General features: G+C 45.7%; 17 protein-coding genes and 1 tRNA gene. 8 read left to right on the plus strand and 10 right to left on the minus strand.

Translation table 11 applies throughout. From position 1 onward, the window contains the following. Positions 1 to 11: 11 nt before the first annotated feature. Entirely contained in the window at positions 12 to 3,536 is a 3,525-nt protein-coding gene (locus tag ACRBG0_RS09330) for an SNF2-related protein (protein WP_431486629.1), read from the minus strand. Positions 3,537 to 3,555: 19 nt separating this feature from the next. Beyond that, positions 3,556 to 3,915, minus strand: a complete 360-nt coding sequence (locus ACRBG0_RS09335; RefSeq protein WP_431486630.1) for a DUF1304 domain-containing protein — start codon at positions 3,913 to 3,915, stop codon at positions 3,556 to 3,558. 158 nt (positions 3,916 to 4,073) lie between these two features. On the opposite strand from ACRBG0_RS09335, the gene ACRBG0_RS09340 reads away from it, so the two are divergent. The 3 genes from ACRBG0_RS09340 (at position 4,074) to recG (ending at position 9,154) form a co-directional block, all read left to right on the plus strand. Beyond that, the gene (locus tag ACRBG0_RS09340) at positions 4,074 to 4,463 is read left to right on the plus strand and encodes a hypothetical protein (protein ID WP_431486631.1); all 390 of its coding nucleotides are present in this window, start codon (positions 4,074 to 4,076) and stop codon (positions 4,461 to 4,463) included. 15 nt (positions 4,464 to 4,478) lie between these two features. Beyond that, complete coding sequence (locus ACRBG0_RS09345; protein WP_431486632.1) at positions 4,479 to 6,950, plus strand: DUF4132 domain-containing protein; 2,472 nt, start codon at positions 4,479 to 4,481, stop codon at positions 6,948 to 6,950. A gap of 83 nt (positions 6,951 to 7,033) precedes the next feature. Next, a complete protein-coding gene (recG, locus tag ACRBG0_RS09350; protein ID WP_431486633.1) occupies positions 7,034 to 9,154 on the plus strand; it encodes an ATP-dependent DNA helicase RecG in 2,121 nt (706 codons plus the stop codon). A gap of 28 nt (positions 9,155 to 9,182) precedes the next feature. On the opposite strand, the gene ACRBG0_RS09355 is transcribed toward recG, so the two are convergent. From ACRBG0_RS09355 to ACRBG0_RS09375, 5 genes are all read right to left on the minus strand, one after another. Then, positions 9,183 to 9,593, minus strand: coding sequence for a hypothetical protein (locus ACRBG0_RS09355; protein ID WP_431486634.1), 411 nt, complete (start codon positions 9,591 to 9,593; stop codon positions 9,183 to 9,185). Positions 9,594 to 9,775: 182 nt separating this feature from the next. Continuing rightward, the gene (locus ACRBG0_RS09360; protein ID WP_431486635.1) at positions 9,776 to 10,060 is read right to left on the minus strand and encodes a nucleotidyl transferase AbiEii/AbiGii toxin family protein; all 285 of its coding nucleotides are present in this window, start codon (positions 10,058 to 10,060) and stop codon (positions 9,776 to 9,778) included. Next, the gene (locus ACRBG0_RS09365) at positions 10,057 to 10,644 is read right to left on the minus strand and encodes a type IV toxin-antitoxin system AbiEi family antitoxin domain-containing protein (protein WP_020536418.1); all 588 of its coding nucleotides are present in this window, start codon (positions 10,642 to 10,644) and stop codon (positions 10,057 to 10,059) included. The genes ACRBG0_RS09360 and ACRBG0_RS09365 overlap by 4 nt, the downstream gene beginning before the upstream one ends. Before the next feature lie 206 nt (positions 10,645 to 10,850). Next, the gene (locus ACRBG0_RS09370) at positions 10,851 to 12,917 is read right to left on the minus strand and encodes a WG repeat-containing protein (RefSeq protein ID WP_431486636.1); all 2,067 of its coding nucleotides are present in this window, start codon (positions 12,915 to 12,917) and stop codon (positions 10,851 to 10,853) included. 8 nt (positions 12,918 to 12,925) lie between these two features. Further along, on the minus strand, positions 12,926 to 15,004 hold the full coding sequence (locus tag ACRBG0_RS09375; protein WP_431486637.1) for a WG repeat-containing protein: 2,079 nt from the start codon (positions 15,002 to 15,004) through the stop codon (positions 12,926 to 12,928). A 235-nt stretch (positions 15,005 to 15,239) separates the two neighbouring features. On the opposite strand from ACRBG0_RS09375, the gene ACRBG0_RS09380 reads away from it, so the two are divergent. Next, entirely contained in the window at positions 15,240 to 17,225 is a 1,986-nt protein-coding gene (locus ACRBG0_RS09380; protein WP_431486638.1) for a WG repeat-containing protein, read from the plus strand. 307 nt (positions 17,226 to 17,532) lie between these two features. Here the strand turns inward: ACRBG0_RS09380 and rfbC are convergent, their stop codons facing one another. Further along, positions 17,533 to 18,063 (minus strand): dTDP-4-dehydrorhamnose 3,5-epimerase, encoded by a 531-nt coding sequence (gene rfbC, locus ACRBG0_RS09385; RefSeq protein WP_431486639.1) that lies wholly within the window; start codon positions 18,061 to 18,063, stop codon positions 17,533 to 17,535. Positions 18,064 to 18,297: 234 nt separating this feature from the next. On the opposite strand from rfbC, the gene ACRBG0_RS09390 reads away from it, so the two are divergent. Both ACRBG0_RS09390 and ACRBG0_RS09395 read left to right on the plus strand, forming a co-directional pair. Next, positions 18,298 to 20,106 carry a YfbK domain-containing protein gene (locus tag ACRBG0_RS09390; protein ID WP_431486640.1) on the plus strand — a complete coding sequence of 603 codons (1,809 nt, stop codon included), beginning with the start codon at positions 18,298 to 18,300 and terminating at the stop codon, positions 20,104 to 20,106. A gap of 239 nt (positions 20,107 to 20,345) precedes the next feature. Beyond that, positions 20,346 to 22,529 carry a carboxypeptidase-like regulatory domain-containing protein gene (locus tag ACRBG0_RS09395; RefSeq protein ID WP_431486641.1) on the plus strand — a complete coding sequence of 728 codons (2,184 nt, stop codon included), beginning with the start codon at positions 20,346 to 20,348 and terminating at the stop codon, positions 22,527 to 22,529. Positions 22,530 to 22,673: 144 nt separating this feature from the next. Here ACRBG0_RS09395 and ACRBG0_RS09400 read toward each other — a convergent pair whose 3' ends face one another. Then, positions 22,674 to 23,153, minus strand: a complete 480-nt coding sequence (locus tag ACRBG0_RS09400; RefSeq protein ID WP_431486642.1) for a regulatory protein RecX — start codon at positions 23,151 to 23,153, stop codon at positions 22,674 to 22,676. 181 nt (positions 23,154 to 23,334) lie between these two features. On the opposite strand from ACRBG0_RS09400, the gene ACRBG0_RS09405 reads away from it, so the two are divergent. Continuing rightward, positions 23,335 to 24,144: a mechanosensitive ion channel family protein gene (locus tag ACRBG0_RS09405; protein WP_431486643.1), complete on the plus strand. Its 810-nt coding sequence runs from the start codon at positions 23,335 to 23,337 to the stop codon at positions 24,142 to 24,144. 162 nt (positions 24,145 to 24,306) lie between these two features. Beyond that, positions 24,307 to 24,380: transfer RNA gene (locus tag ACRBG0_RS09410), tRNA-Ile, on the plus strand. Positions 24,381 to 24,973: 593 nt separating this feature from the next. Here ACRBG0_RS09410 and ACRBG0_RS09415 read toward each other — a convergent pair. Further along, the coding region (locus ACRBG0_RS09415; protein WP_431486644.1) for a T9SS type A sorting domain-containing protein at positions 24,974 to 26,645 on the minus strand (1,672 nt) is incomplete at its 5' end.

Consider the following 26,645-nt stretch of genomic DNA (forward strand, 5'->3'; position numbering starts at 1 on the left):
ATGGTCTATTTTTAATCCAACTTCACCAAATCCCGTAACTCATCATTCGAATACTCTCCAATCCATTTCTCGCCCGTGGAGACCGTCAGATTAGCAAGGTCTTTCTTTTCTTGCAAAAGCATATTGATCTTTTCTTCAAAAGTGTGTTCCGTAATAAAGCGGTGTACCATCACATTGCGCTTTTGACCAATTCGGTAAGCACGGTCGGTAGCTTGCGCCTCTACGGCAGGATTCCACCAAAGATCGTAGTGAATAACATTGCTGGCCGCCGTAAGATTGAGCCCTGTACCTCCCGCTTTGAGCGACAGGATCATGATGCGCGTCGCACGGTCGTTTTGGAATCGGTCTACCATCTCATCACGCCCTTTGCGGGAAACACCGCCATGAAGGAAGGGAATCGTGAGGCCAAATTCTGCCTCCAGCATTTCTACCAGTAGGTTCCCCATTTCCTGGTATTGTGTGAAAATAAGCGTCTTCTCTCCGCTTTGCTGAATTTCGTACAGGAGGTTAAACAACATTAGAGCCTTGCCGGAATCCGCAGGAGACGAATCACCTTTTTTCAGAAACTGGCGCGGGTGGTTACATACTTGCTTTAGTGCGGTAATCAATTTCAAAACCAAACCTTTGCGTTCGATGCCATCACTGGTCTCAATGGTTTTCATCGTAGTGTCTACCACATTTTTGTAGAGTGCCGTTTGTACCGGACTGAGCGAACAAAATTGGTCTTTCTCTACTTTCTCAGGCAAGTCCTTGATAATAGAACGATCCGATTTCAGCCGCCGTAGAATGAATGGCGCGGTGACTTTACGAAACTTCTCCAGCTTCTCGCGGTCCCGATCAACTTCGATGGGTTTGGCAAATTCTGCTTTGAAGTTTTTCAGACTGTCCAGATAACCTTTGTTCGAGAAATCGAAAATACTCCAGTATTCACTTAACCGGTTTTCTACTGGCGTACCGCTCATGGCAATCTTTACAGGTGCTTTGATCTTTTTGATGGCCTTCGTCTGCGAGGTCGTCGGGTTTTTGATATTCTGCGCTTCATCGATGACTAGGATCAACCATTTTTTCTTTTGCAAAACAGCAGTTTCACTGCGGGCTACACCATAGGTAGTGAGCAACACATCTGCATGATTTAATGGTTCCAAACTACGGTTACTACCGTGATAAATATGTGTCCGTAAATCGGGGGCAAATCGGGCGATTTCTTTTTCCCAGTTGGTCAATAAAGTCGTTGGTACAATGACCAATGCCTTTTGCTTGGCCAGTTCTCCATCTTCCTTTAAACGCAGTAAAACAGCAATGACTTGCAAGGTCTTCCCTAGCCCCATATCGTCCGCGATCAGGCTACCGAATCCGATCCGAGTGTTTTTGTACATCCACTCATAGCCACTGAGTTGATAAGGGCGCAATTGGGCCTGCAGACCTTTGGGCACATCTACCTCTTCCCCTTCCAGCAGGCGTTTCATCAACTGCTGGGTCTTCTGATCTAAAGCCACTTTGGCTCCTTCATAATCTTCCGTGAGTGCTATTTGCAACAACTGGTTGCTGTTCAACACAGGCGGATTTTCCAGCTTATTGATCAACGATTTGATCTCATTTTCATCAAAGAAAACGTACTGATCATTGAGTTTAACAATACCTGAAAGTTGCTTGACCAACTTTTTAAACTCCGCCACGCTCACCTGCTGATCACCCAGCGCAATCTGCCATTGAAAAGACAACATTTCCTCAATGTTCAGCAAAGTACTTTTAGACACCACACCCGATTCCTCTTCCGAGGTAACGATCATCGACATCTGTGGGCGAAACAGTTTGCGCAAAGCTTTTGGCAATAGCACTTTGATACCAAACAGACGAATTGTAGGCAGTACTTTAAAGAGGACTTCCACAAAAGCTTCCGCATCAAAAAACAGGGGTTCTTTGCCTCGGTCAGCAACCAGTTTATTGATTTGAGGAAAATAATCAGCGAGCATAGCCAAATCGCGCAGTACCTCCATTCGCAAACCTTGGTACTGTTTTTGGGCCAGTATCTTCCTCAATGGTATCGGCGCACTCAGGCGGGCAGACTGCTTCTGGATGGCAATATTCACCAGAAAACCTTCGCCTTCTTCCTCATCAATTTGAATGACGGGAACAAAATCTTTCTCTACCAGGAAAAACTTATTCAGCCACAGCTGGATAGCCACAGGATACTCCCGGTCTTCGTAAGCGGAGAAGCCCAGCACCGCGCCGTTGAAAAAAAGATGCCCAATCTCGTGTTCCGCAAAACGGCGCTCCAATTGATGATTTTCCTTAACCAAAGCCCCGATAAAAACCCCAAGTAAAGCCTGCGTGTTATCAGCCGCTGTAGGTTCGTAAATCGCTTTTCCTTTACGGTAAAACAAAAGGTCTTTGTCTACAATAGAGCGCACCCCGGAAAAAAGGCTTTGCACCACAGGGTTGAGCAAAGCCGGCAACCACCGAATCTGGTATTGTCCACTATCCGCGACCTGTAGCAACTGCGGCACATAGGCCGATTGCTGCACCAGCTTATGCGCAAACTGGTACAACAACACCAGGCTTTTCAAGACCGGAGCGCAATTTGTCAAAGCACTCACTGGCACCTGCGACAGCCAGCTCATCAAGGTGGCTTGTTCATCAAAAATCAATACCGTTTCTCCATCGCTATCTCCCATGGATGCGGTCAGAAAATCACGCGATTCGCCCAGCAGGATTTCAATATGCTCGATCCTGTCCACCAAGGCCGCTGCTACCTCATCATCAGCATCTTGAAGTGGTTTGCTTATGTTTTTTGCGACCGCCGTATAGGCCATTTTCATGATGCCTTTAAAATCTCCTCTGGGGTAGAAAACCGGATTTTCAGAAAGAATCGTAAGCAAGTCCTCTTTAAGGTCGGGAATGCTGGAAAAATCCAGTTGCTGGTACACTTCATCGAGCCATTCCGTGGCTTGATAATCGGTATTAAAAGGCTGCTCCAGACTCGTTGTAGATAAAATGGTGATTTCCTGCTGCCCTTCGGCAGTGTAGCCTACCTCCGCGAGGCTTTGGAAGAGGTCAAAATTATGGAGTTGAAAAACGAGAAACGGATTCTTGTCGATCTCATTGGCGATGAGGTAAAGGACAGCAGCCATGTGCTTACAAGGCACGGCCCAATCGGGGCAAGAACAACTACCTTTCAGATCTTCCCAAGTAGCAGGAAAAAGCTGGATTTTTTTTTGGTCACAAAGTGTTTTCAATTCGGGCGGCAACACCCGATTGAGCAATCGGGAGAGGTGTAGCGGATTGTCTGTAACCAGATCAATAAGCCCTTGTTTTTCTTTAGCAGAAAAGGCAGGAACGGTGTACGAAACCTTATACGGGCGCGGACTAGAACCCTGTACATTGGCCGTGATTTTATTACCGTTGATTACGATATCACGAGCCAGTCCCTTGTTGGCGTAAGTTCGCCCTCGCGGCAATCGGTTGGAATAATCAATATTGGCAAGCGCATTGAGCCATTGCTGTCCCCACCAGGTATTTCCGTAGGTTTTTCTCACTTCCTTTTAGTTCGGAGATTTACACCAAAATCAAAACCATCGCCACCAAAGCCGGGATAGCCTGCACGTAGAGAATTTGCTTGGCCGCCGTCATAGCCCCATAGATGCCAGCGATAGCTACACATCCCAGAAAAAACAGGGCTACATTCGACTGCCAAATTTCATCTTTGATCAATAAAGACCAGATGAGCCCTGCGGCCAGAAAACCATTGTACAAGCCTTGGTTGGCAGCCATCACCTTGGTCTGAGGGAAGAGCTCTTTAGGGAATTGGCTAAAAACCTTGCGCCCTTTGGTCTCCCAGGCAAACATCTCAAAGTAGAGGATATAGAGATGAAAAAGGGCAATGAGGGCGATCAGAATGGTGGTAGGTATGGACATTTTCTTTACAGTATTCTTTGCCCTCAAAATAAAACATTAATTCGGTTTTGACTCGAAAATCAATCAATTTATTGATAACTTTGTTTCCCAAGTGTTTTTTAGTGTACAACGCGTAGGCTCTAGTTAGCTCGTCTGCCTAATAGTATTAAAGCAACAATATGAAAATTACCATTGAAGATGAAAACTTTGCGGGGCGAGCATTGCAGCAAATCCTCCTTGAAATTGAACAGGATACCTGTACGCTTAAAGAGCTTATTGAAAAACGAGTTGAAGCAGAAGTAGAAAAATTCAATGAGTTGCTCCCCAAATATTTTACGGGCTTGGTACAACCCAACGAATCAGAAGCAACTTTAAATGGATATCTGGTAGGTAACAGAAGAAAAATTGACGTTGAAAAGCAAATTTTTGTTGCACTGGCAGCCTTCAATAAAAACGGCTACTTTGTTTTAGTGGACAACGAACAGGTCACGGAACTCGATGCAATTATTGAACTGCATTCAGAAAGAAAAATCAGCTTCATCAAGCTTACCCCACTGGTGGGTGGATAGAAAAAACACTACCCCATGACAACGACGGATATCATAGAAAACCTTCTCGAAGAATATACCCGCAGAACTAAGAACGGTGAACGCAGCTATCAAATAAAAGATTCCTATAGCTCTTTTTATATCAACAAGTATTATTCTGAAGAAGAACAAGTAGCGTTCGGCAAAAAAGGCTTGCTTACCGTACTTGATCATATAAAAACCAAGAGAGACTTAATTATAGCAGAAAATGACACTGCCAGCTTACAAACACTTTACAAAAGCATTAATCCTCACCAGTTTTTATTTGAATTTTGTGTGCCGTATGCTGCCCCGGAACTCCAAGAGGAAGATATTTTTCCTTTTTTGGCCTACTACGATTCAAGCCCTCGTCTAGAAATCTACAATGATCTGAGTAAAAAAACCTTCGAAGCCGATATAAGCAATGCTCTTCTTTATCACGGTTATGTCTTGGACTTGGTCATTATTTTCCAACAACAACATTCCCTCTCCGAACAACTGGTTACTAAACTAGAACAACTAAAAGACTATCCCTCTATAAAGGAATATGAGTCTCAGCTCAAACGAATAGATGATGTGATAAATGGAGAGAGCAGGTTATATCGGGTGACCATTCCTGAAAAAATCATAAAAAAACTATCTGCCTCCGACCTGGCAAGCGGAAAAAAATGGGAATGGTTACAAAAGACGGAGCTAAAATTCATTGAGCGGAAAGAAGATTTTTTCTCCTTGATAGAAGCGTTGTCAGAAGTCAATTACTTCAACAAACAGGCACTCCGCCCCTCCTCAAAAGAAATTATTGAGCTAATAGATCCTGAAGAGTTCGAGGTTTTTGTTCTTGACCTTTACCATGAAATCCAAAAGGATGGAAAGAAGCGAAGTGGCTGGTTCGTCGGTGACAAAGTAATTGCATTTCAGATTTTTGTTTGGTTGATGCACCACCTAGATACCCCCAATCAATTTTCGGTATTGTCAAAACTCGCTGAAAAGTGCTTTTCTAAAATTCCCGGCGTTGGCCCTGTTTCCAGGAAACTGGGAGATGTTATTCTGAAAATCCTTGAAGAAAGTGAAACCATCGAGGGCTTAGGTATTCTTCTCAATTTGAAAGTAAAATCCAAGTACCCTGTCTTCCGAGACGCTTTAACAATCTCCATTAAGAATGCCATAAATTACACAAAACTAGATCCTAACGAGGTTGAAGATTACTTTATTGATGATTACGGGCTTGCCGATGGAGAAGTGGATAGTGAATTTGGTGCATTTCGTTCTACGATCATCATCGAAGACTTTAGCAAAGTGAATTTGCAGTGGTACAAAGAAGATGGGAGTATACAAAAAAGCGTTCCAGCAAAAGTAAAAACGGATTACGCATCTGAGTTGAAATTGTGGAAAGCAAAACAAAAAGATATAAAAAAAGGGCTATCCGCCCAGAAACAACGGGTTGAGGGATTTTGGAGAAAAAAGAAGAAATGGGCTTATCCTACTTGGGAACGCTACCTCTTAAATCACCAGCTATTGAGGTATGTTTCTCGCCCTCTTATCTGGCAGTTTGAGGACGGTGGCATTATTACGTCTGCCATGTGGCACGAAGGAAACCTCATTGATGCCAATGGTACAGCGATAGAGGGAGTCCATAGCACTTCTGTCTCCCTTTGGCACCCAAGTAGCGCAACCGTTGAGGAAGTACAATCATGGAGACAGTTAATTCTAGACAAGGAGATCAAACAACCTTTTAAGCAAGCTTTTCGTGAAATTTACCTGGTCACCGATGCAGAAATAACGACCTCTACTTACTCTAATCGTTTTTTGAATCACGTTGTTAGACATCATAAATTTGCCGCTCTCGCAAAACAAAGAATATGGACTTACGCCAATGTATATGCCCAACACCCACCATACATTAAGTATCCGGATTATGGGATTGCAGCTACCTTTGATCTCGAAAACAATCATGATTTTGCAAATACAGGGAGGGTCCATTTCCGTGACACAAGACGGAAGCAAGCACTATCAATGGAAGATGTGCCCGTTTTGATCTTTTCAGAAACCATGCGAGATATTGATTTATTTGTAGGCGTGTGTTCTATAGGAATCGAAGACGAATGGAACCAAAATCAATATCGCCAGTATTGGAGAAATTATTCTACTTCCGACCTTTCTGAAACAGCAAAGACGAGAAGAGTTATTCTTGCCAACATGCTGCCAAAATTGGCAATAAAAGACCAGTGCGAATTAACCGACAAATACCTGAAGGTAAAAGGAACAGTAAGGACCTATAAAATACACTTAGGCAGTGGAAACATATTAATGGAGCCGAATGATCAGTATTTGTGCATTGTCCCTGCCAGAGGGAAAAAGGGCCCTGCCGATAGCCTTTTCTTACCTTTTGATGATGATGCTGTTTTTTCGATTATATTAAGTAAAGCTTTTCTTTTGGCTAATGATGACACGATTAAAGATGAAGTTATTTTAAACCAAATTAAACCGTAAAGGTGAACATTCGTTAAAACAATATGCCCATCGTTCTTTCAAGACATAAGGCATAAACACGGTGTTCTACGTAAAAAAAATTAATGCAACCCGGTAAAAGTCAACTGCTACAGCAAGCCATCGAATACCTGAAGGGCGTAGGCCCTGCCCGGGGCGAGTTGCTCCGCAAAGAATTGGCGATCCATACGCTGGGTGACCTTTTGTTTCAGTTTCCTTTTCGTTATGTAGACAAAACCCAGTTTCACCGCATAGGGGAACTGATGCCCGATAGTGGCACTGTACAATTGAAAGGCATCCTCAGACGCCTCACCACGGCGGGCGAAGGCCGCAAAAGCAGACTTCAAGGCGTGCTTCGTGATGAAAGTGGCAAAATCGACCTCGTCTGGTTCAAAGGTGTCCATTGGTTGCAGAAAAACCTGGTGGTAGGCAAAGAGTATGTCATCTACGGCAAAGTCACCGATTTTCGGGGAACCCTCAATATGTCGCATCCGGAAATGGAAGCCGCTGATACGCAAAACGAAAAAGAGGCCGTCTCCTTTGCACCCGTCTACCCCAGCACGGAAAAGCTGAACACCAAAGGCTTAGACAGCAAAGTTCGCAGCCGGATGATGCAGGTGCTCTTTGAGAAACTCACCCCGGCAGATGTACCAGAAATATTGCCGGATTACGTCGTCAAAAAACTGCGCTTACTTTCTCGTTTTGATGCCCTGAAAGCAATCCACTTCCCCACCAATGCGGAAGAACTAAAAGCAGCACGTAATCGCCTGAAGTTTGAAGAATTATTTCTCCTCCAGCTACGGCTGATACAACTCAAAAAACGGCGTAAAGGAGCCGTCAAAGGGTACGCATTTACCACCATCGGCGATTATTTCAATACTTTCTATAAAGAAAAACTCCCCTTTGAGCTTACCGGCGCCCAAAAGCGGGTACTCCGCGAAATTCGCCAGGATATGGGCCGTCCTATCCAGATGAATCGCCTCTTGCAAGGTGATGTTGGCAGCGGAAAAACCATGGTAGGACTGATGAGTATGCTCATGGCCATCGACAATGGCTACCAAGCCTGTATGCTTGCCCCAACGGAAATATTAGCCCAGCAACATTACGACGGCATTCAAGAATACGTTGAAGGTCTGGGCCTAAAAACAGGCTACCTCACGGGCAGCATCCGCGGCAAAAAGCGCAAAGCACTCTTGGAAGAACTCGCCGCAGGAGACATTCACATCCTGGTGGGAACACACGCTATCCTGGAACCTCCTGTCGTGTTCAAAAACCTCGGGCTAGCCATCACTGATGAGCAGCATCGCTTTGGCGTAAAACAAAGGGCCAAGTTGTGGAAGAAAAACACCCCCTACCCGCCTCACGTGCTGGTGATGACGGCCACGCCCATCCCGCGCACCCTGGCCATGACCCTCTACGGCGACCTCGATGTTTCTGTCATCGACGAACTGCCGCCAGGACGAAAACCAGTAACAACAGAACACAAAAACGAATACCAGCGCCGCCGTGTCATCGGCTTCATGAAGGAACAGATCGCGCTGGGTCGACAAGTCTATGTCGTCTACCCACTGATCGAAGAAAACGAGAAACTAGACCTTCAAGCGCTGGAAGCAGGTTATGAGCAATTGCTCCTCGACTTCCCGATGCCGGAGTTCCAAATCAGCGTCGTTCACGGTCGTATGAAATCCGAAGAGAAGGACTTTGAGATGCAGCGCTTCAAAGAGGGCATCACCCAAATCATGGTCGCTACCACCGTGATTGAAGTAGGGGTAAATATCCCCAATGCCAGCGTGATGGTCATCGAAAACACCGAACGCTTTGGGCTTTCGCAGTTGCACCAGCTGCGAGGGCGCGTCGGGCGTGGAGCTGATCAATCTTACTGCTTACTCTTATCGAGTTTCAAACTCAGCAAAGAAGGTAAAGAACGCATCGCGACCATGGTCCGCACCAATAACGGTTTCGAAATTGCCGAAGCCGACCTCAAACTCCGTGGGCCCGGCAACATCGAAGGCACCCAACAAAGCGGCATCCTCAACCTACGCATCGCCGACCTTGCCCAAGATGGCCGCATCCTCCAAACCGCCCGCGAAATTGCCCATCGCATCCTCGATGATGACCCTAAATTAGAGAAGGAGCACCACCGTCCACTAGGGCTGCATTTGGAGCAGCATTACAAACATTTGAAAGGCTGGGCGCGGATATCTTAGGTGTAAGGGGGTAAGGGTTTTACAAACGCTAATCGAAGGCTATTGTTGATTTATTTGGTGTGTCGAGATCAAATTTCACCAAAACAGAATCACCAATTTGCAACTGATAGAGCTTCATTCGCTCTTTCATGGTATATCTCAGCTTATCCAGGTATACCTGCTTATCCTCCTCCTCACCATCCACTACATAAGAATATTTCACATCATATCCTGTAACGCCTAATTTACCACCCGCCTCTGACTCGTATATTTTCTCCACCTTTCTGATCTGGGTCACTACCCCAATCGTTTCTCCCTTCAGTTTCATAGTAGACGCATAACGCAACACTCTTGGCAAGAACCTATACCCACCAACTAAAACGACTAAGAGGGCAGTAACTTTAATTATACCTTTGATATCATCACTATAAAGTGAAAACCACTGGTGAATTTTCTTCATTTATTGTTTAATTGCAGTAGCATTTTTCGGGATACGAAGCGAAGCAGGGTATCTTGGACAACTCAGACCTACCCTCAGTGCGACGCAGGAGTATTGTCGCGGTAGGCTAAGCTGGGCGAATCCCCATCTTTTCATAAATCGGGTGAAGATTCTCTATAATTTTACTTTTTACTGAGGCAAAATCAATATTTTTCAACTGTTTTTTTTGAGAAAGATTTCCCACTGCTTAAGCCTTGACTTGTCCATGTAAAATTCATATCAATATCCCTTGTATGCCTGCTTTCCTCTCCACTGAATGTGTAAGCAAGTGCTCCTCCTTTCAGTAAGAAATTATCCTTGTACTTCGATTTTGATAATCTAAATAAAAACCGTTCTTGAAAGAATTTTACTATCGTATTCTGATGAACCTTACCTTTCGACTTGGAATAGGCTTTAAGTTTATCTTTTATTGACTCTGGATTTCTCATAGAAGTACTTCTAAATATTGTTTTAGTACAGTTTTTATTCCCAGCTCCTCGGCATACGAATGCAACTTATTTAGGTTACGATCTTGACTTTCCAGATAGTTCTTGATGACTTGATTCACCACAGCACGTTCTTGCTTACTGCGGAATTTGATAAAATCGCAAACTGTTTTTTCTCTACTGTACACCTTTATGTCATGAGAATTGTATTTTATTATCTCTACACCTAATTGGTACTGTGGCCCTTTCCAATAATACAACTTGATTGGAGGATAGTCAGGCAAAGTATACTTCTCCTTTTTTTCTATTGCCACGTGAAACTCGAATGGAACGTGAGTGCTATAATTATAGATAAATGCCGCGGAATGCAAGCAAAAAGTGCCACTCGGTATCAATTGCTGGACTATAAGATTATCTGGCAACTCACTATTAGTGAAAATGTATTTTCCTCTTTTTATTTTTTCAATTAAACGATTTGCTATAAGCTTATTTATGCTGTAGTGAGTAAAACCTAGGTTTTTTAATTCTTGAGTTGAATATACCTTATTCTTTTCCTCAAGATTTCTGATTAACGGTATCGTCTTCATTAACTAAGGTTATGCTTTCAGCCCTGATAGCCGTAATTTAGTAAAATATCTTATGCTTTGCAAGTCATCACAGGAACTTTTGCTTTGCGATATGATTAGTTTTCTTCCTTTCCCCCAACTTTTTCTCATGTGCAATACTTAGCGCAAGATCTAATCAATGGTCCTCCCATTCGTATAAATACATTCATGCATTTACACCCGACACCTCACTCCTCCCAAAACACCTCCCCCGCCAAGTCATACAAAGTCGTACCCCCCATCTGATCCGTCGTTACAATATACCCTAGTTGAAGGTAGGCCTCCTCATAAATAGCGGGCAGTAGGACCGTTCCATCACGGCGACCAATGCCCCATTTCCCATTACTGTAGAGACGGAATAATCCTTCGCGAGCGTATTCTACCTGTTTGTATTCGCCACCAAAAAGGAGTTCGCCGTTGGCATCCAGATATTGTTTCTGGCCTTCATACTCAAAGGAGATCAAGCCCATATCCTGATGGAAGGATAAATTTTCAAAGATCGGAGGAATGATTACCTCAGCCTTATCATTAACAACCCCTTTTCGGTCTTTATCATTGAACATAACATAGTGGCCCTCACCAAAAGCCCAACCGTGCAAAGACCAATTCTCCGTTGCTGGTACTTCCTCTCCGTTTGGTAATTGAAACACCCGCTCTCCATTAGGTTTATGGAGGTATAAAAAGCCCTCATCAAGCACAATCTCATAATGCTGCCTGGTACCTTTGTGTAAGACGCGGCCTTGGCAATCAACGACCTCATCCTCACTAACTGTTCTCCCGTCGATGACCACTTTCCGTTTGATGGTAAACGTATTACCTCCTGTATTCTTCATAATAAACCCAGCTGATTCTTTCAGCAGAGGTTCCCCTTTGGCGTTAATCAACATGTGCCCTTCGGCACTTAATGCCTTATAGATGGTATCTGTACCACAGTTGCCTATTGGTGATATTTTCCAGTAACCCAAATCCTCCAATGGCGTAACCTCTCCGGTGTTGATGTTCAGTAATTCACCATATTTATCCTGCCCTTCTTTCCATAATACTTTCAGGTGTTCACCATCTGGCTCCAGCCCAAAATGAAAATATTGACGATGAGGAATCGGTTCCTCACCAGTGAGGCTCACCAGGCCAAACTCTTTAAAACTCTGGGTCAATTGCAGGTATTTCCCGGCGTATAGTTTCTGCTCCAGTAAATTGTAACGAGCAGGCACAGTCCATTCTCCGGCCTCGTTGATCACGCCCGAAAGGATGCTTTGCGTAATATCCGGATCGTAATCTTCTACGTAGCCTACCACGAAATGCCCCGTCGGCAGATAGCCATCCACCTTAGCGAAAGCCATTTCACTAACCAGTTGCCCTTCTGGGTTTATAATATAATTAATCAATGGATCGCTTGCGCTGGAAACTGACAAATAGCCCCGCTCTGCATCTAGGAGCTTTACTTTGAGTTTTTCTCCACAAAACACACTTTTTCCTTCCTGCAAATCAACAAGATGCTGCTCATCGACGATCACGTAGCGATCCCCAAAGAAATTCAAGCCATAGTAGCTGTTCTGAAAGTAGACTTTCTGGCCATTGAGCAGGTTGAGCCAGTAGTACTTTTCGTCTTCATAACGAACTTTGAGAAAAGGAGTTCCTTCCCGAAGCGGCGTAATTCCCAACTGCACAGGAGGGAGCAGCTCTTGCCCTTGTTCCCCTAGCAGGCCAAAGCCTTCCGGTGTCATCACAATAAACGCATCCTGTCCCAAGGGTTGAACATGGAGGTAATCTTCCCGCAAATACGCTTTACCTTTCTCAAAATAGTAATTACAACGCCCTTCAACATAGCCTACAAAACCCTTCTGTTCTGGCTTTGCGATAATGGCATCAAAACGAGGTTTGATAAGTTGCTTGCCATTACTTTTCCGCAAGCCCCATTTCCCATTTTTGAGAAAAAAGACAAGCCCATCACGCCACACCAAGCGTGCTTCCAGGAAATTCTCATCGCTTCTCTTCTGCGTTTCTACATAAGCCTTCAACTTTGCTATTGCTTCTGCTGCAGGAGGGTATTGTACAGGAGCCGTTGCTTCTTCTTCCTCAAATATCCAGTCATCCGGAACTTCCTCCATGAGCCATTCCTCTTCGCCCGACAAGGTTTGCTCCGTCACCAACGAGCAACCCGCCGGGTCTAAATTGAAGATTTCAAAAATGGTCGCTTGAGCAGAAATTGCTGTGGCAAACAGGATAAAAAGTCCTGTTAAGTATATCGTTTTCATTTTCGTAATTATTTATTCAACGGCTGCCCTAAAAGGTCAAAAAACAAGGTTATTCTGGAGCCTGACTTCGCCCCCTTTATGATGCCGTCGTTTACATACAAATAACTATATTCAGGTGCTAGCAAAACCTCTCCATCGAGCGAGACAAGCCCCCATTTCCCGTTTTTCTTCACGCAGAAAGTCCCCATTTGGGTAGTGCGTACATCTTCGTACGCTTGCGCTAAAAAGTGGCTTCCTTCCGGCTTGAGGTATTGCCGCTTATTCTCTTCCAAGGTATAAGCGAGCATACCTACGCTTTTATCAAGGTACAGCGTATTAAAAACGGGTGGAACAAGTACGGCACCTTCCCCACTTACCAGCCCCATTTTGCTTGAGCCTGCAGACATCAAATAGTCTTCCCCAAAACGACCGTAGCTTCTGCTCCAATCATTGCCGCTATAAACGGCCACTCCGTTTGGTAAAACAAAATGGCCACTTTCCCAATCTTTACGAACGAAATAAAAATCTTCGTCAATGATGGTAAAATCATTGAAGGTATCTACAGGCTTTCCATCAATTTCAAAAACATGCGCCTCTCCCTGACAATTGACCCATTGCCGCTGGCGTACCTGTTTACCGTCTTGGGTGATCGTTGAAAGTAAATAGTAGGTTTCGGGTTTTGGCCCTTTAAAAATTCGGCCTGCAGCTTTTTCAAGAATGGGCCTCCCATTGGCATTGAGTAGCATTTCTCCGGAAGCACTGTAGGCCAGATAAACCGTATCCGTACCACAGGTTCCAAAAGGTCGCTTATCCCAATAGCCGGGGTCATCCATAGCAGTTATTTCTCCCGACTTCAAGTGCAGCAAAACAGCCTTCTTTACTTTATCCTCTTCGTAAACACACTTCAGTTGTTTGCCATTATTAGTAAGTTCAAAATGCTGGTACCAAAGAAAAGGCAAGAGGGTATCTCCCTGAAAATTCACCAAACTGGTTTCGTAATAAGATTTATAAACCCTAATAAATTGCCCGTCCACCAAGTTGTTGATAGGCTTTTGGTACAATGGCTCAACAATCCACTCACCGGCCTCATTCAGTATACCATAATTCATAATCTTCAGGCCTCCGGGTTCATAAGGCTGAGGGACTGCGCCAACAACCAAGCCATTAGAGAACCGAGGCCCAAGCACAGCAAACTTTTCCTGGCTGATTAAATTTCCTTCTACGTCAATCAACCAATACTCTTCAGGCGCGTCATTACGAGCGATTTTAAAGACACTCCCCTCTTTATCAAGTGAATAAATTCGTATTCCCGGTTCACAAAACACCAATCGATTCTCCTGCAAATCAATCAAAGCACCCTCTCCTGCCAGCGCATAGCGTTCATTTAGAAACGACCACTGGTACCTGTCCGTAGCATAAAAAGTTTTCACACCCGTTTTGATATGATAAAGAAAGGATTGCTTGTTATTTATATAAACGTGGGCATAAGGCAGCTTACCTTCTGCCACAAAACGAACGAGGTCATAGCTTGGTGCTAACACTTCTGTCCCCTGCTCATCGAGGAGCCCGTAACCTTCGGCACTACGAATGATAAACACAGGCCAAGCAGTGGGTTCAATATGCAGATAAGAGGTAGAAAACTTGGCCTGCCCAGTGAGATCATAATAATTACACTTCTCCTTGATATACCCCACAAAACCTGACCAGTCTTCGTTAGTTACTACATGATCGAAGCGGGGTGTAATCGCTACTTTTTCTCCATCACGCAAGCCCCATTTTCCGTTTTCACGAAAAAAATAACGGTCTTCCGTCCAGTTGATGCGATAGCTTAAAAATTCCGAGTCTTGCTGTTGGTGGTACTTAATTCGCTCCCCCAACAATGCTACTACCTCTTCCAGCGAAGAAAAACCAGGTGGGATGGGTGCCGATGGCGCCGGCAACCATTCTTCAGCTTCCACAGAAACATCATCATTACGACTGGGTACTTCGCCCTCCTTCTCCAACGAACACCCTTCAGGCGGTAAGCTCCACAGCTCAAAGATTGTTTCTTGTGCAGATAGGCAGATTATCGTTCCTATAAAAAGGGCCAACAGGATAAACTTTCTCATCTTTGTCTTGATTACTTGATATGCTGACAACAATAAAACAAGCGACATTGCTCTATTTCATTAAGAACTAAAAGGTAAGCAAAAAGCTCCTCTTTTATGGGCTTGGACCAACACTATAAAGACTGCAAAGAGGCGATATGTGTAACTTTTCTATGAAAAAATCTAAATTACCTTTCCCGTGTAAGTGCAATAGACTACTGATAACCATCCACAATTTCACTTGATTTCTTCCAATATGTCCCCCTATTTACGTCTCCTTTTACTCTTCGGCCTGGCTCTTCTTGGGGTATCCATCATTAATGCTCAATCTGTATTCCGCCTACAACCGGCACAAGGCAGCCTCATCTCTGCGCCACTAAAAGGCGACGCAGCGTTTTTCTACGAAACAAGCCATCAAGTCACGGATCAAATGGGAGAATGGAATTTCCGCCTTAACAAAAGGGAACGCGCCAGCGTAAACATCCTCAACGAGGAGGGCAACTACCAGGAGGTTATCCTTTTCATGGAGGATGACGACGTTTTTTCTTTTATAAAATTCAACTACCAAGAGAATGGGCAGCTCAAACAGGTTGAAGAAAAGAACCAAATGTTTGGCATCATTTTTTCCCTCAACTATACCTTCGATAAACGAGGGAAAGTCAATACAGTCATTTGCACCAACAATGGCGAACCGCATACAGAGATGACCTTTACCGCCAAAGGGCGCTCTCAGCTCTCAGAAAAGCTCATCGTCAATCGAAATAACGTGCAAGTGCTCACCGAGTACCAGGACGGACTGCCTCAGCAAAGAGAAGTATACGATACCAGCAACACCCTGATTTCCCAAGAACTTTTCAGCTATGATAAACAAGGCCTCCTCAGTAATACGGAAAACACATTTCCAACCACGACCAAAGGTAATAGCATCTCCACGTTTACCTACCAATACGACGACAATGGTAACTGGATCAAAAGACTAGAGCATAATCAGGCTACAGGTAATTATACCCTAACGACACGTAATATTGTTTACCGAGACCAAGTACCCACCAGCCCCGAACAGCCAACAGGTCATTGGAACTGTACCATTAACGATTTGATATTAGAAGTAAATGACGATGGTACTTTTGACCTGATTGATACCAAGGAAAGAGACGTTCTACACGGCAATTGGAGCAGCCTGGGCTGGGGACGCTACCAATTCAAAGTTCGTCACCAGGACCATTTTGGCAGCCGGCGACCCTTCCGTTCCAACCAAGGCCTCACCGTAGAACTTCGCGACGGGCGACTAATCATGTATGACAAGGATCACCACTTTGATTTTATGGCAGAACAAATAAAGCCAACTCATGAGGTCATCAAAGCCGCACAAGCACACACTATCTGGGAAGCCAGTTTATGGGAGAGTCCCGGTAAACGAAGAGACGATGCAGTACCTGCTGATATAAAAGCTGCTTTTGACAATGCTTACCCCGTTGCTCCGAATATGTTCCGGGTTTTCCTAGATAGCCTCTGTGGTTTCGTTGACGGAACTGGCAAGGTGCTCTTTCCATTTGCGTATGAATATGTTTCCGTTGCCGGGCCAGATAAATACCTCATCAAGAAAGACGGAAAAACCGGCTTAGTAGACCAATATGGAGGAGAAATATTGCCGCCTGTCTATGATCGTATCTGGTTTGAGTTTAAAATCGGCCCCACTATTCTCGGCACCCGAAAAAACGGGAAACGTTACTATTATGACCTAGACAAAGGCGACTTCTTACCTTATGAGAAAGACGACATCATGGGCTTTAATGACAACCGCATGATCGTCCGAAAAGACCGATCCTGGTTATTGACAGATCGAGACTTCCATCCGATCACTGAAGAAGGCACTTACTATAGTATCAAAGCCCTAAACGCAGACCGTTATCTTGCCTCCGAACAAGGCCAATACGTTATCTTTGATGCTAATGGAAATCAGCTCGCAGCACTTCCCGGTTTCCGCAATATCAGAATGACCATCTTTGGCTACCTAGAGGCCCAGGCAGAAGAAAACCGCTTGTATGCACTACTCGATCAAAATGGCAAGCAGCTGACGCCACCTATTTATGAGCAACTTACGTTTTGCCGCAACGAGAAAGAACAAAGAGACCTTTATTACGAACTTCGCAATCATAATGCCATCGCTAAATACCATAAGCCGAATGGCGAAGAAGGTTTTTTGACCGGGTTAGGTGAGGAGGTTCGAAGTCGGAATTAACAGGCGCATGCGTAAATCCCGAATGGTTACCTTACCCCCATTCGTATAAATACATTTATGCATTTACGCGATTAGGGAATAATTTTAGTGGTAAGCCTCCAGCCGTTTTATCATCAGATTTTATCGTCTACTATGTAGAGCCATATTTATCGTTCAAAAACAAAGTCTTTGGTGTCCTTTCTTTTCAAAAAATAAATCTTTGGTGCCCTTGGTGGTTCACCATAAGAAAACAGGAAGGAACTTACGCCACTCTTCCGACTCCTATAGTTTCGACTTCCGATTTACCACTTCCGACTTTTCTTGTTTTTTACGTTAGCCTTTCCCAGACCTTATCTTTGTCTGAAAGCTGGTAAGGAACATCTAGCTGAGGCCAGTCTACCCCGACAACTGGATCATCGTACAATACACCACCTTCGGCTTCCTTATTATAAAGGTTATCGCATTTATAGTTGAATACGGCAGTTTCACTTGTAACCAGATAACCATGTCCAAAGCCACGAGGTACTAGCAATTGTCGTTTATTATCCGCCGACAAGTACGTCCCAAACCACTTTAGATATGTAGGCGACCCTGCGCGCAAATCTACGGCTACGTCAAATACCTCTCCTTGCGTAACTCTTACCAATTTAGCTTGGGCCGCAGCACCCTTCTGAAAATGTAAGCCCCTCAGTACACCTTTCGACGACTTTGCTTCATTGTCTTGAATAAAGGTGTAGTCGAGGCCATGTTTTGCAAAAGTTGCCTGGTTGTAGCTTTCAAAAAAATAGCCGCGTTCATCTTCCCACACCTGTGGCTCAAAAAGAAAAAGATCAGCAATCGGCGTCTCCAAAAAAGGCATAATGTAAGTTTTATTCGATCCAAAGATAGGCCTATTATTAAAGTAATTTGAGCTTTTATAATAGGAGTGAAACACATTTGTAGGACAAACGCACCAAAATTTCTACGCGACTAATACGACCTAATAGAGCACGGATTTAACTGGATGGCCACGACTTATTCAAAAAAACATTTTTGCCCTTTGTGCAAAAAGTGCCCCCTTTGCATCTAGCTACCGGACTCAAAAAAATAGCCTATGAAAACCTGGTTAATCTCTCTATTCGCAATTTGCCTTTTCGCAATCTCAAGCGAAACCGATTACACTTTTAAAGGAACCGTTACTGCCGCCGATAGCGGTGAACCTCTTATTGGAGCCTCTATTCTTATTAAAGGCACTAGCCGTGGAACTGTCACCGATATTGACGGTAGTTTTTCTTTAGCAGGAACGGACTCTTGCCATACGCTGGTAATCTCCTACACCGGATTTGAAACCACTGAAGTCGAAGCCTGTTATGACCTCCCTGTTAACGCAGGTTTAAAAACAGGAGTTGCTTTAGACGAGGTGGTGGTCATCGGTTATGGTATTCAACAAAAAAGAAAATTGACTGGTAGAGCTGAACGTAAGCTATCCGCTGAATATGCCCCCGCAGCTATGATGGCCCCGCCATCACCCACTATGGCAGGAGGTTATACTCCTTCTCCAGAACCCGCCAGTGGCGACAACTACGCCACCATCAACGAAAACGGTTTCATTCCTACCGCCACGGAAAACATCTCCACCTTTGCCATTGATGTGGATGCAGCAAGTTATAGCAATGTTCGCCGTTTTTTGAACGAAGGTCAGCTACCACCTGCGGATGCTGTACGCAGTGAGGAGATGATCAACTATTTTCAGTACAACTACCCGCCACCTGTAAAAGGAGAACACCCTTTCGCAATCAGCACCGAACTGGCCAGCTGCCCTTGGAACAGTAATAATCAACTGTTGCTGGTAGGGATGCGCGCAGAAGAAATCGCCAAAGAGGAGCTTCCAGCCGCCAATTTTGTGTTTCTCCTGGATGTATCCGGAAGTATGAACCGCCCGGATGCGCTACCACTCCTTGTAGAAAGCATGAAAATACTGACTGATAACCTGCGCCCCGAAGATCGGGTAGCCATTGTGGTTTACGCAGGAGCTTCGGGCCTGGTTCTGGAATCAACCCCGGGCGATAACAAAACCAAGATCAAGGAGGCACTTACCCAACTAAGGGCTGGGGGTTCTACTGCCGGAGCAGCCGGCATTCAGCAAGCCTATCAGGTAGCTCGGGAAAACTTTATCCAAAACGGCAATAACCGCGTCATTCTAGCTACCGACGGCGACTTCAACGTAGGCATCAGCGACAATGGTAGCTTAGAGACCCTCATTGAGAAAGAACGCGAAAGCGGCATCTTCCTTTCCGTCCTCGGCTTTGGCCGTGGCAACTTGCAGGACGATAAAATGCAACTCCTCGCCGACAAGGGCAACGGCAACCATGCCTACATCGACCAACTGAGTGAAGCTCAAAAAGTGCTGGTCAACGAGTTTGGCGGCACCCTCTTTACTGTTGCCAAAGACGTAAAAATACAAGTAGAGTTCAATCCCAACTACGTCGCTTCTTACCGATTGATTGGGTATGAAAACAGACTGATGGCCAACGAAGATTTCCGTAACGATGCCAAAGATGCAGGCGAGCTGGGCGCAGGACACACTATCACTGCCCTTTACGAAATAACGCCGAGCCTGACCGCAGCTGCCACAGATGCTGCAGCCATTGTGCGGCTACGCTACAAGCAACCTACCGCCAGTACCGCCTCAGAGTTGGCCTACAATGTTGATGCACGTAGCAGTATGTTCGGACAAAGTAGCGGCAATCTTCGCTGGGCAGCCAGCGTTGCAGAATTTGCGATGCTGTTACGAGACAGCGAACACAAAGGCACTGCCAACTATGATCACTGTGAGATGATCGCCCGCCAGTCGGCTGGTCGCGACCCGTTTGGGTATAGGAAAGAGATGATTGGGTTGATTGGGAAGGCGAAATCATTGTAGGTTAGATGGTTGATGGTTGATTAGTTGGTTTCGCCGCTGCGGTGCATCGCTACGACAGGACAATACAGGATACACGTACACCAACCAGTTGCGGAGGGCAGGGCCCGGAGCGCGCCGCAAGGATGAGGAGGACCAAGGATGGGCGGACCACAGGGACAGACAGCCTGGTGCCGATCCCGACTGCATCAGTCGGGAGCAGGCAGGGCCCATGAAAACATAAAAATTAAATCCAAAAAAATATGAAAACGAATATTATCCTTTTAATCTTTCTGATGACTTGTAGCTTGAGTTGGAGTGCATTCTCTGCTCATAAAGCCAATAACATTAGCGGATGTGTGGTCAATGAAGCTGGCCAAGCCATGCTATACGTAGACGTGAAAGACGAAAACGGGAAAGTACTGATACAGACAGATGTCAATGGCTGTTTTGCCATTGAAGGAGAAGATGTATCTAACTCACTGACGCTGCATTTTCCGGGCTACGAAGTACTCACCATTGATGCTGGATCGGCTAAATCGATGACTTACACCTTGCCGATCATCAAACATTTGCCCGTCGCGTATACACCTAGCGGTAGCGCAATACACGCCACTGAAAGCCGGGGCGACCACGAAATCAAAGGCAAAGTACAAGATGAAGACAAAGAGGCCCTGATCGGGGCAACCATCTTGGTAAAGGGTACCACCCTGGGAACAGTGGTTGATTTTGAGGGTAACTTTACCTTGATGGCGCCTGCTCCATGTGTAGACCTTACCGTTCACTATACCGGTTACGAGACGCTGGAAATAAAAGAAGTTTGTACAGGAAAAGACCACATCTTTACGTTGAAAGGGGCGACAAGTCTAGACGAAGTAGTGGTGACGGGTATGGGAAGACGGATATCTGAAAAAAGCAAGCGTGTACCATTGGCTGTTCGTACTTTAGCTGATGCAGAAGTGACAATGTCAGCACCACCTTCTCCAGCACCACCACCGCCGCCAGCAGTATTTGAAGAAATGTCTATTTCTGGGTCAGAACTCTACGAAGCTGACATGATGACCTCCAAAATGGTGCCTTCAGACGACTCAAGAGGTGGTGGCAAAGACGTGGTAGCCAAAGGCACCGACCTTCCCTCGGCGGGCCAACTCACCGCAGGCGAAATCAATGACTTTAGCAAGTGGGACATGTGGGCCGACATCAGTCAGGAAGACTTGGGGCAATACCGCAGCCAGTGGCAGCAGTTTGCCGACCACCGCTACACCGTGCAATTAACCACACAGAATGGCGCAGCCGTAGTGAATGCAATTGCGACCCTGGAAGACGGCCAGGGCAATGCCCTGTGGCAGGCACGCACCGATGCCCAAGGGCGGGCAGAACTGTGGGCGCACTACTTCCGGGATGTCGAGACACCTGACAATGGCCTAACGATCTTGATCAACTACGAAGGACAGAAAAAGCGCATAGGCAATGCCAAGCCATTTAATGAAGGCATCAACTTTGAGACCATCCGCACAGATTGCCGCGAAGACGCCATGGTAGACATCGCCTTTGTGGTAGACGCCACGGGGTCGATGGGAGATGAAATTAACTACCTACAAGCCGAACTCCTTGATGTTATTCGTCGGGTACGAGAAGGCTTGCCGGGTGTAGACCTGCAAATGGGCAGCGTATTCTACCGCGATAAAAATGAGGAATACCTGACACGGGTACAGGCTTTCACCAAAGAGTCGAGCACAGCGGTATCTTTTGTCGAGCAACAGCAAGCACAAGGCGGTGGTGATTATCCAGAAGCTGTAGAAGCAGCCCTGGAAAGTGCGCTGGATTCGCTGCAATGGCGCGACCAAGCCAGCACACGATTATTGTTTCTGGTATTGGATGCTCCACCTCATCAAGAAGAAGAAAACATCAAGCGACTGCAAGTAGCCATTACCAAGGCAGCCCAGCGCGGCATACAGATTATTCCGGTAAGCTGTAGCGGCGTGGATAAAAACACCGAATTCTTACTGCGGAGTATGGCGCTCGCCACCAATGGCACTTATACCTTTATTACCGACCACAGTGGCATCGGCAATGGCCATATTGAGCCTTCTACCGATAGCTATGAAGTAGAATACCTCAATGATGTATTGGCTCGCTTGAGCATTGACCGTAGCAGACTTAGCACCTGTGCTACCCCAGTAGCAGAGACCCCCACCAACGAACCTGCCGACCGCGGATGGACCTACTACCCCAACCCTACCAGCGGGCCGATCAGTTTGAACTTTACAGATACTCCTGGCATCCTCTATTTGGCGGATGCGCAAGGAAAACTACTATTGCAACAAAATGCTCAAGACCAGTTAGAAATGGATTTGGGCAAGTACCCTGCCGGCACTTACTGGCTACGCCACGAAGCTAATGACGGTACCTGGACGCAGGGGCAGGTATTGTTGTTGAGACGCTAGGGAGGTCGGAAGAGGGAAAGTGGAAGTCAGAAGTAATGAAGCATACGAATATCCAAAGATACAGACAACACTAGCGAATAAAAATACTTCCGACTTCCGATTTCCGATTTAAAAGGTTGGATAGTTGATGGTAACCTACAACCATCAACTATCAACCCTTATCTCCCTAAGTATCTCCCAGATCAGGGGATATTCGTAGCCTCGGCCATTGGCGTAAACGGCAGCCTTCTGGTGAGAGATAAAATCATTATCCTTACGTGAATATTCCTTGATTTTTTTCTCGAGGATCGATCGCAAGCAGGCGAGGTAGTCTTCCTCTTCGATTTCTTCCAATCCTTTCTTTGTACAATAAGCCGATATTTTGCGTCGCCTCAATTCCTGTTTGATGCGGATACGTCCCCATTTTTTGACACGAAACTTGCCCCCAACATAAGAGCGAGCAAAGCGTTCCTCATCCAGAAAACGATCAATAATCAGTTCAGCCATCACCTCTTCCAGCGTATCACCGTATACCCCCAATTCGATTAATTTACTGCGCACCTCCGAATGGCAACGATCCTGATATGCACAATAACGCTGGAGTTTTTTTAAAGCCTGGGCCTTGGTGAGGTACTTTTTCTGCATAAACTTTTGCTACTTTTGGAGGAGCGTACTGTTACTTGTTTATTTTTGTGCGTCTTATACTCGTCCCATCTGATACAACAGCTATTAATTAGTTCTGTGCTACCGCCGAACAGCTACGCTATTGTTGCTACAGGAAGATCAATTGTAATTACACCCATTTATATAAAAACCGAAAATAATTATGGACTTTTTTGACTTAGACAAATTATCAGAACTGGTAACCGCCTACGGTACAAAAGTGATAGGCGCGGTACTCACCCTGATTATTGGATTCTGGATTGTTGGTCGGATTACCTCTGCCATGGACAAAGGTATGATGAAAAAAGGTATTGATGAAACCATTCGTCCTTTCCTTTCTTCACTGGTGAATGTTGGTCTTAAAGTAATGCTATTGTTAGCTGCGGCGAGCATGTTCGGCATCGAGACCACCTCCTTCATTGCCATCTTTAGTGCATTAGCTTTCGCTGTAGGCCTAGCACTACAGGGTAGTCTGGGGCATTTTGCCAGTGGGGTACTACTACTCACTTTCCGTCCTTACAAAGTAGGAGATTTGGTAACTATTGGCGGTGGCGAAACAGGTACCGTGAAAGGTATTCAGATTTTCAATACTGTTTTGGTGACACTTGACAACAAGCACATCATTGTCCCCAACGGGGTCGTGACCAGCAATGTGATCACCAACATTTCCGGCCAGGGAATTATTGGGGTAGAACTCACCTTTGGTATTGGTTACAACGACAGCATCGACAAAGCTCGGGAAATCATTCTGGCCGTCGGTAAAGAATGTCCTTGGATATTGGATGATCCTGCACAAGGCGTAGTTGTTGGCGAACTGGCCGACAGTTCTGTCAACCTCAACACTCGCCCATTCTGTAATAGCGAACACTATTGGGACACCTTCTTCTACATGCAAGAGCACGTAAAGAAAGGATTCGATGCCGGTGGCGTAAGCATTCCGTTCCCGCAGATGGATGTACATATGGATAAGTAGAAAACGGAGATGTGAAGTGGGAGGTCGGAAGTAACCAAAGTAACTACTTCCGACTTCCCACTTTCGATTTCTGACTTCGCTTGAGGAACTTTTTTACGTTTCTAAGCATTTTTCTTTGCGCAAAGTCGCGGGTATCCGTATCTTTGCCGCGCTTAATAGCAAGGGCCTATAGCTCAGCTGGTTAGAGCAACGGACTCATAATCCGTAGGTCGTAGGTTCAAGCCCTACTGGGCCCACTTGTTTAAAAGCCTGTTCTCTTTTGAGGACAGGCTTTTTGCGTTATACCTCTTTTCTGATTTAGGGGCCGTGCCGTTATTAGCGTTGCAATGCAAACGCTAATACGCCACCAGGCTGTTCGCTCTTTCCGCTCCTTAGGGTCGGGTTTTAAACCCGACCCTAAGGAGCGGAACCGCTGCCATCCTTCGTCCAGCCCCCTCCGGGGCCCGCGCTCCGGCCTCACGGCCTGCGCGCAATCGCTGTACTGGTTATTGGGATTCGTTAATAGCGCGAGTTCGGGGCAAATTCATGAATTTGCCTTGATTTTTCAACGCGCACCACACCCTAAAAAGCAAAACCGGCCACTTCCCGAAGGAGGTGAGCCGGTCTCTTTTTACAGTCGTTTCTTTTTTGTTAATAGAGGGGAGGCTCAAAACCTCCCCTTCCCTTAACTGGGTTCACCTTCATCAGGTGCCCGTGTGTTCATAGTGTGTACTCCGTTTGTATTTCATTTGGGGTTGAATTTTTGTATTCAACCTTGTCATTACTTGTATCATTCAAAAAAACGGAAGTGGGCCGGGATATTGCACCCGGCCCAACCGTTTCTTTCCTCTTAATTCTTCGTTACCATCATCTTGCTGGTCAACTGACGGTCGCCGTAAGTCATTTTGTAGAAGTAGAGGCCATCGCTTAGGCGGCTTACATCCACACGAACTTCATTACGTCCTTCCATAAAGTTGTCCTGTACATTGAATACGCGGCTACCGCGAGCATCAAAGACTTCAATCGTTGCGTTACCCTCGCTTGGCAAGTAGAACGGAATTACCGTCGTCGTATTAGCCGGGTTAGGGTAGTTCTGCAACAACTGGGCAAGCCCGCCATTCACTGCATCATCAAATTGTGATTGACTAGTGCTACCGTCTCCGCCACCATTCGGGTTGAAGTTATCACAACCAATGATCGTGATTACTTGCTCAAACGTTGTGCTAGATTCGTTACCGGCTGCATCAATCGCGACAAAGCGACGAGTGATCGTACCGTTGCCATTGGCGTCGAGATCAACCACAGGGGCTTGCTCATTCGCCTCAGCAGAACAGTTATCGATTACTTCAGGCTCACCGAACAATGTGCTCAACTGTGCCGTATTCGTAGGATCAAAGTTGGCAGGCAGATCATCACATTCAGCAAGTACATTCGCAAGGCCGGTACAGTATGGTAGGGTCTTATCTTCTACCAATACATCCAACCAACAGATATTGTAGTTACCGTTCACATCGGTTACGCGCATCTCTACGGTTACGTAAGTGCTGGCATCACAACAAGTGAACTCAACGTATGGCCCCCAGGCACTGTACTCGGTTTCATCGAGGTCCTCACAAGTTTCCAGGTCACGGTCAATCGCACGGCGTAGTTCAATACTAGCGATCGCACAGTTGTCGTAGCTTCCTGCATCCACACTTTGTGTGTAGAGGCGAGCAAGTCCCCAACCACCCAGTTGAACATTGAGTGCGCCATTACAGATAGCAATTGGCTCGTCGATGTCCGCTACGCGGATGGTACAGTCGCGTGTTCCTGTTACTCCACAGTCGTCCATTACATTGTAACGTAGGAAGTAATCTCCTAAGCTTACATTTTCGAAGACCAGTGGTTCGCCAGCAGCGATGGTTTGCAGTACAGTTCCGAACTGATTTACCAGTTCTACCGTGAAGGTAATGTCGCCATCACCACATGCACCACTCACTTCCGGAGGCGTAACAACAACAGTAGAAGTACATTCGAACGGATCGGTGCGGTACAGCATGATGTCTTCACCCAAGATTGGGCAGAAGTGATTGCTGGTTGGGCACTCTACCGTCAGGTTGCCATCAGAACATGATTCCGGAGCAAGTACTAACATCAAGTGTGAACAATCGTTGTTGTCACAATCCGTCACTTCGAAGATCACATTGCCTTCGCTGATTGGGAATGGTCCTACTTCGAATGGTTCTCCGTAAGTTCCTGTAAGGGTCTGTCCGTCGATTACGTAAGTGAAACAGGTTCCTGTCCCCTGTCCAGCAGCAATAATCACTGCGGTAAAGGTGTCATCTGTTCCGTCAAGCGGCGTACCGTTGTCGTTACAAACAGAAGGCTCAGCTACACAAGCAATCGCACATGGCTCATCACCACAATCAGGTGCTGTGAAGGTCAGTGTCGTTACACAATCACTGTTCTCCAGGTCTACGAAGTTGATCGTAATCACTGTTCCGGCAGCAGCCGTATAAGTGCGAGTTACTTCGTTGTTATAG

The organism is Lewinella sp. (assembly GCF_050633125.1).
GTDB lineage: Bacteria > Bacteroidota > Bacteroidia > Chitinophagales > Saprospiraceae > Lewinella.

Bases quoted from the DNA above. Each gene is read 5' to 3' on its own strand.
- ACRBG0_RS09335 (WP_431486630.1), bottom strand. From the start codon at position 3,915: ATGTCCATACCTACCACCATTCTGATCGCCCTCATTGCCCTTTTTCAT.
- ACRBG0_RS09340 (WP_431486631.1), top strand. From the start codon at position 4,074: ATGAAAATTACCATTGAAGATGAAAACTTTGCGGGGCGAGCATTGCAG.
- ACRBG0_RS09345 (WP_431486632.1), top strand. From the start codon at position 4,479: ATGACAACGACGGATATCATAGAAAACCTTCTCGAAGAATATACCCGC.
- recG (WP_431486633.1), top strand. From the start codon at position 7,034: ATGCAACCCGGTAAAAGTCAACTGCTACAGCAAGCCATCGAATACCTG.
- ACRBG0_RS09355 (WP_431486634.1), bottom strand. From the start codon at position 9,593: ATGAAGAAAATTCACCAGTGGTTTTCACTTTATAGTGATGATATCAAA.
- ACRBG0_RS09360 (WP_431486635.1), bottom strand. From the start codon at position 10,060: ATGAGAAATCCAGAGTCAATAAAAGATAAACTTAAAGCCTATTCCAAG.
- ACRBG0_RS09365 (WP_020536418.1), bottom strand. From the start codon at position 10,644: ATGAAGACGATACCGTTAATCAGAAATCTTGAGGAAAAGAATAAGGTA.
- ACRBG0_RS09370 (WP_431486636.1), bottom strand. From the start codon at position 12,917: ATGAAAACGATATACTTAACAGGACTTTTTATCCTGTTTGCCACAGCA.
- ACRBG0_RS09375 (WP_431486637.1), bottom strand. From the start codon at position 15,004: ATGAGAAAGTTTATCCTGTTGGCCCTTTTTATAGGAACGATAATCTGC.
- ACRBG0_RS09380 (WP_431486638.1), top strand. From the start codon at position 15,240: ATGTCCCCCTATTTACGTCTCCTTTTACTCTTCGGCCTGGCTCTTCTT.
- rfbC (WP_431486639.1), bottom strand. From the start codon at position 18,063: ATGCCTTTTTTGGAGACGCCGATTGCTGATCTTTTTCTTTTTGAGCCA.
- ACRBG0_RS09390 (WP_431486640.1), top strand. From the start codon at position 18,298: ATGAAAACCTGGTTAATCTCTCTATTCGCAATTTGCCTTTTCGCAATC.
- ACRBG0_RS09395 (WP_431486641.1), top strand. From the start codon at position 20,346: ATGAAAACGAATATTATCCTTTTAATCTTTCTGATGACTTGTAGCTTG.
- ACRBG0_RS09400 (WP_431486642.1), bottom strand. From the start codon at position 23,153: ATGCAGAAAAAGTACCTCACCAAGGCCCAGGCTTTAAAAAAACTCCAG.
- ACRBG0_RS09405 (WP_431486643.1), top strand. From the start codon at position 23,335: ATGGACTTTTTTGACTTAGACAAATTATCAGAACTGGTAACCGCCTAC.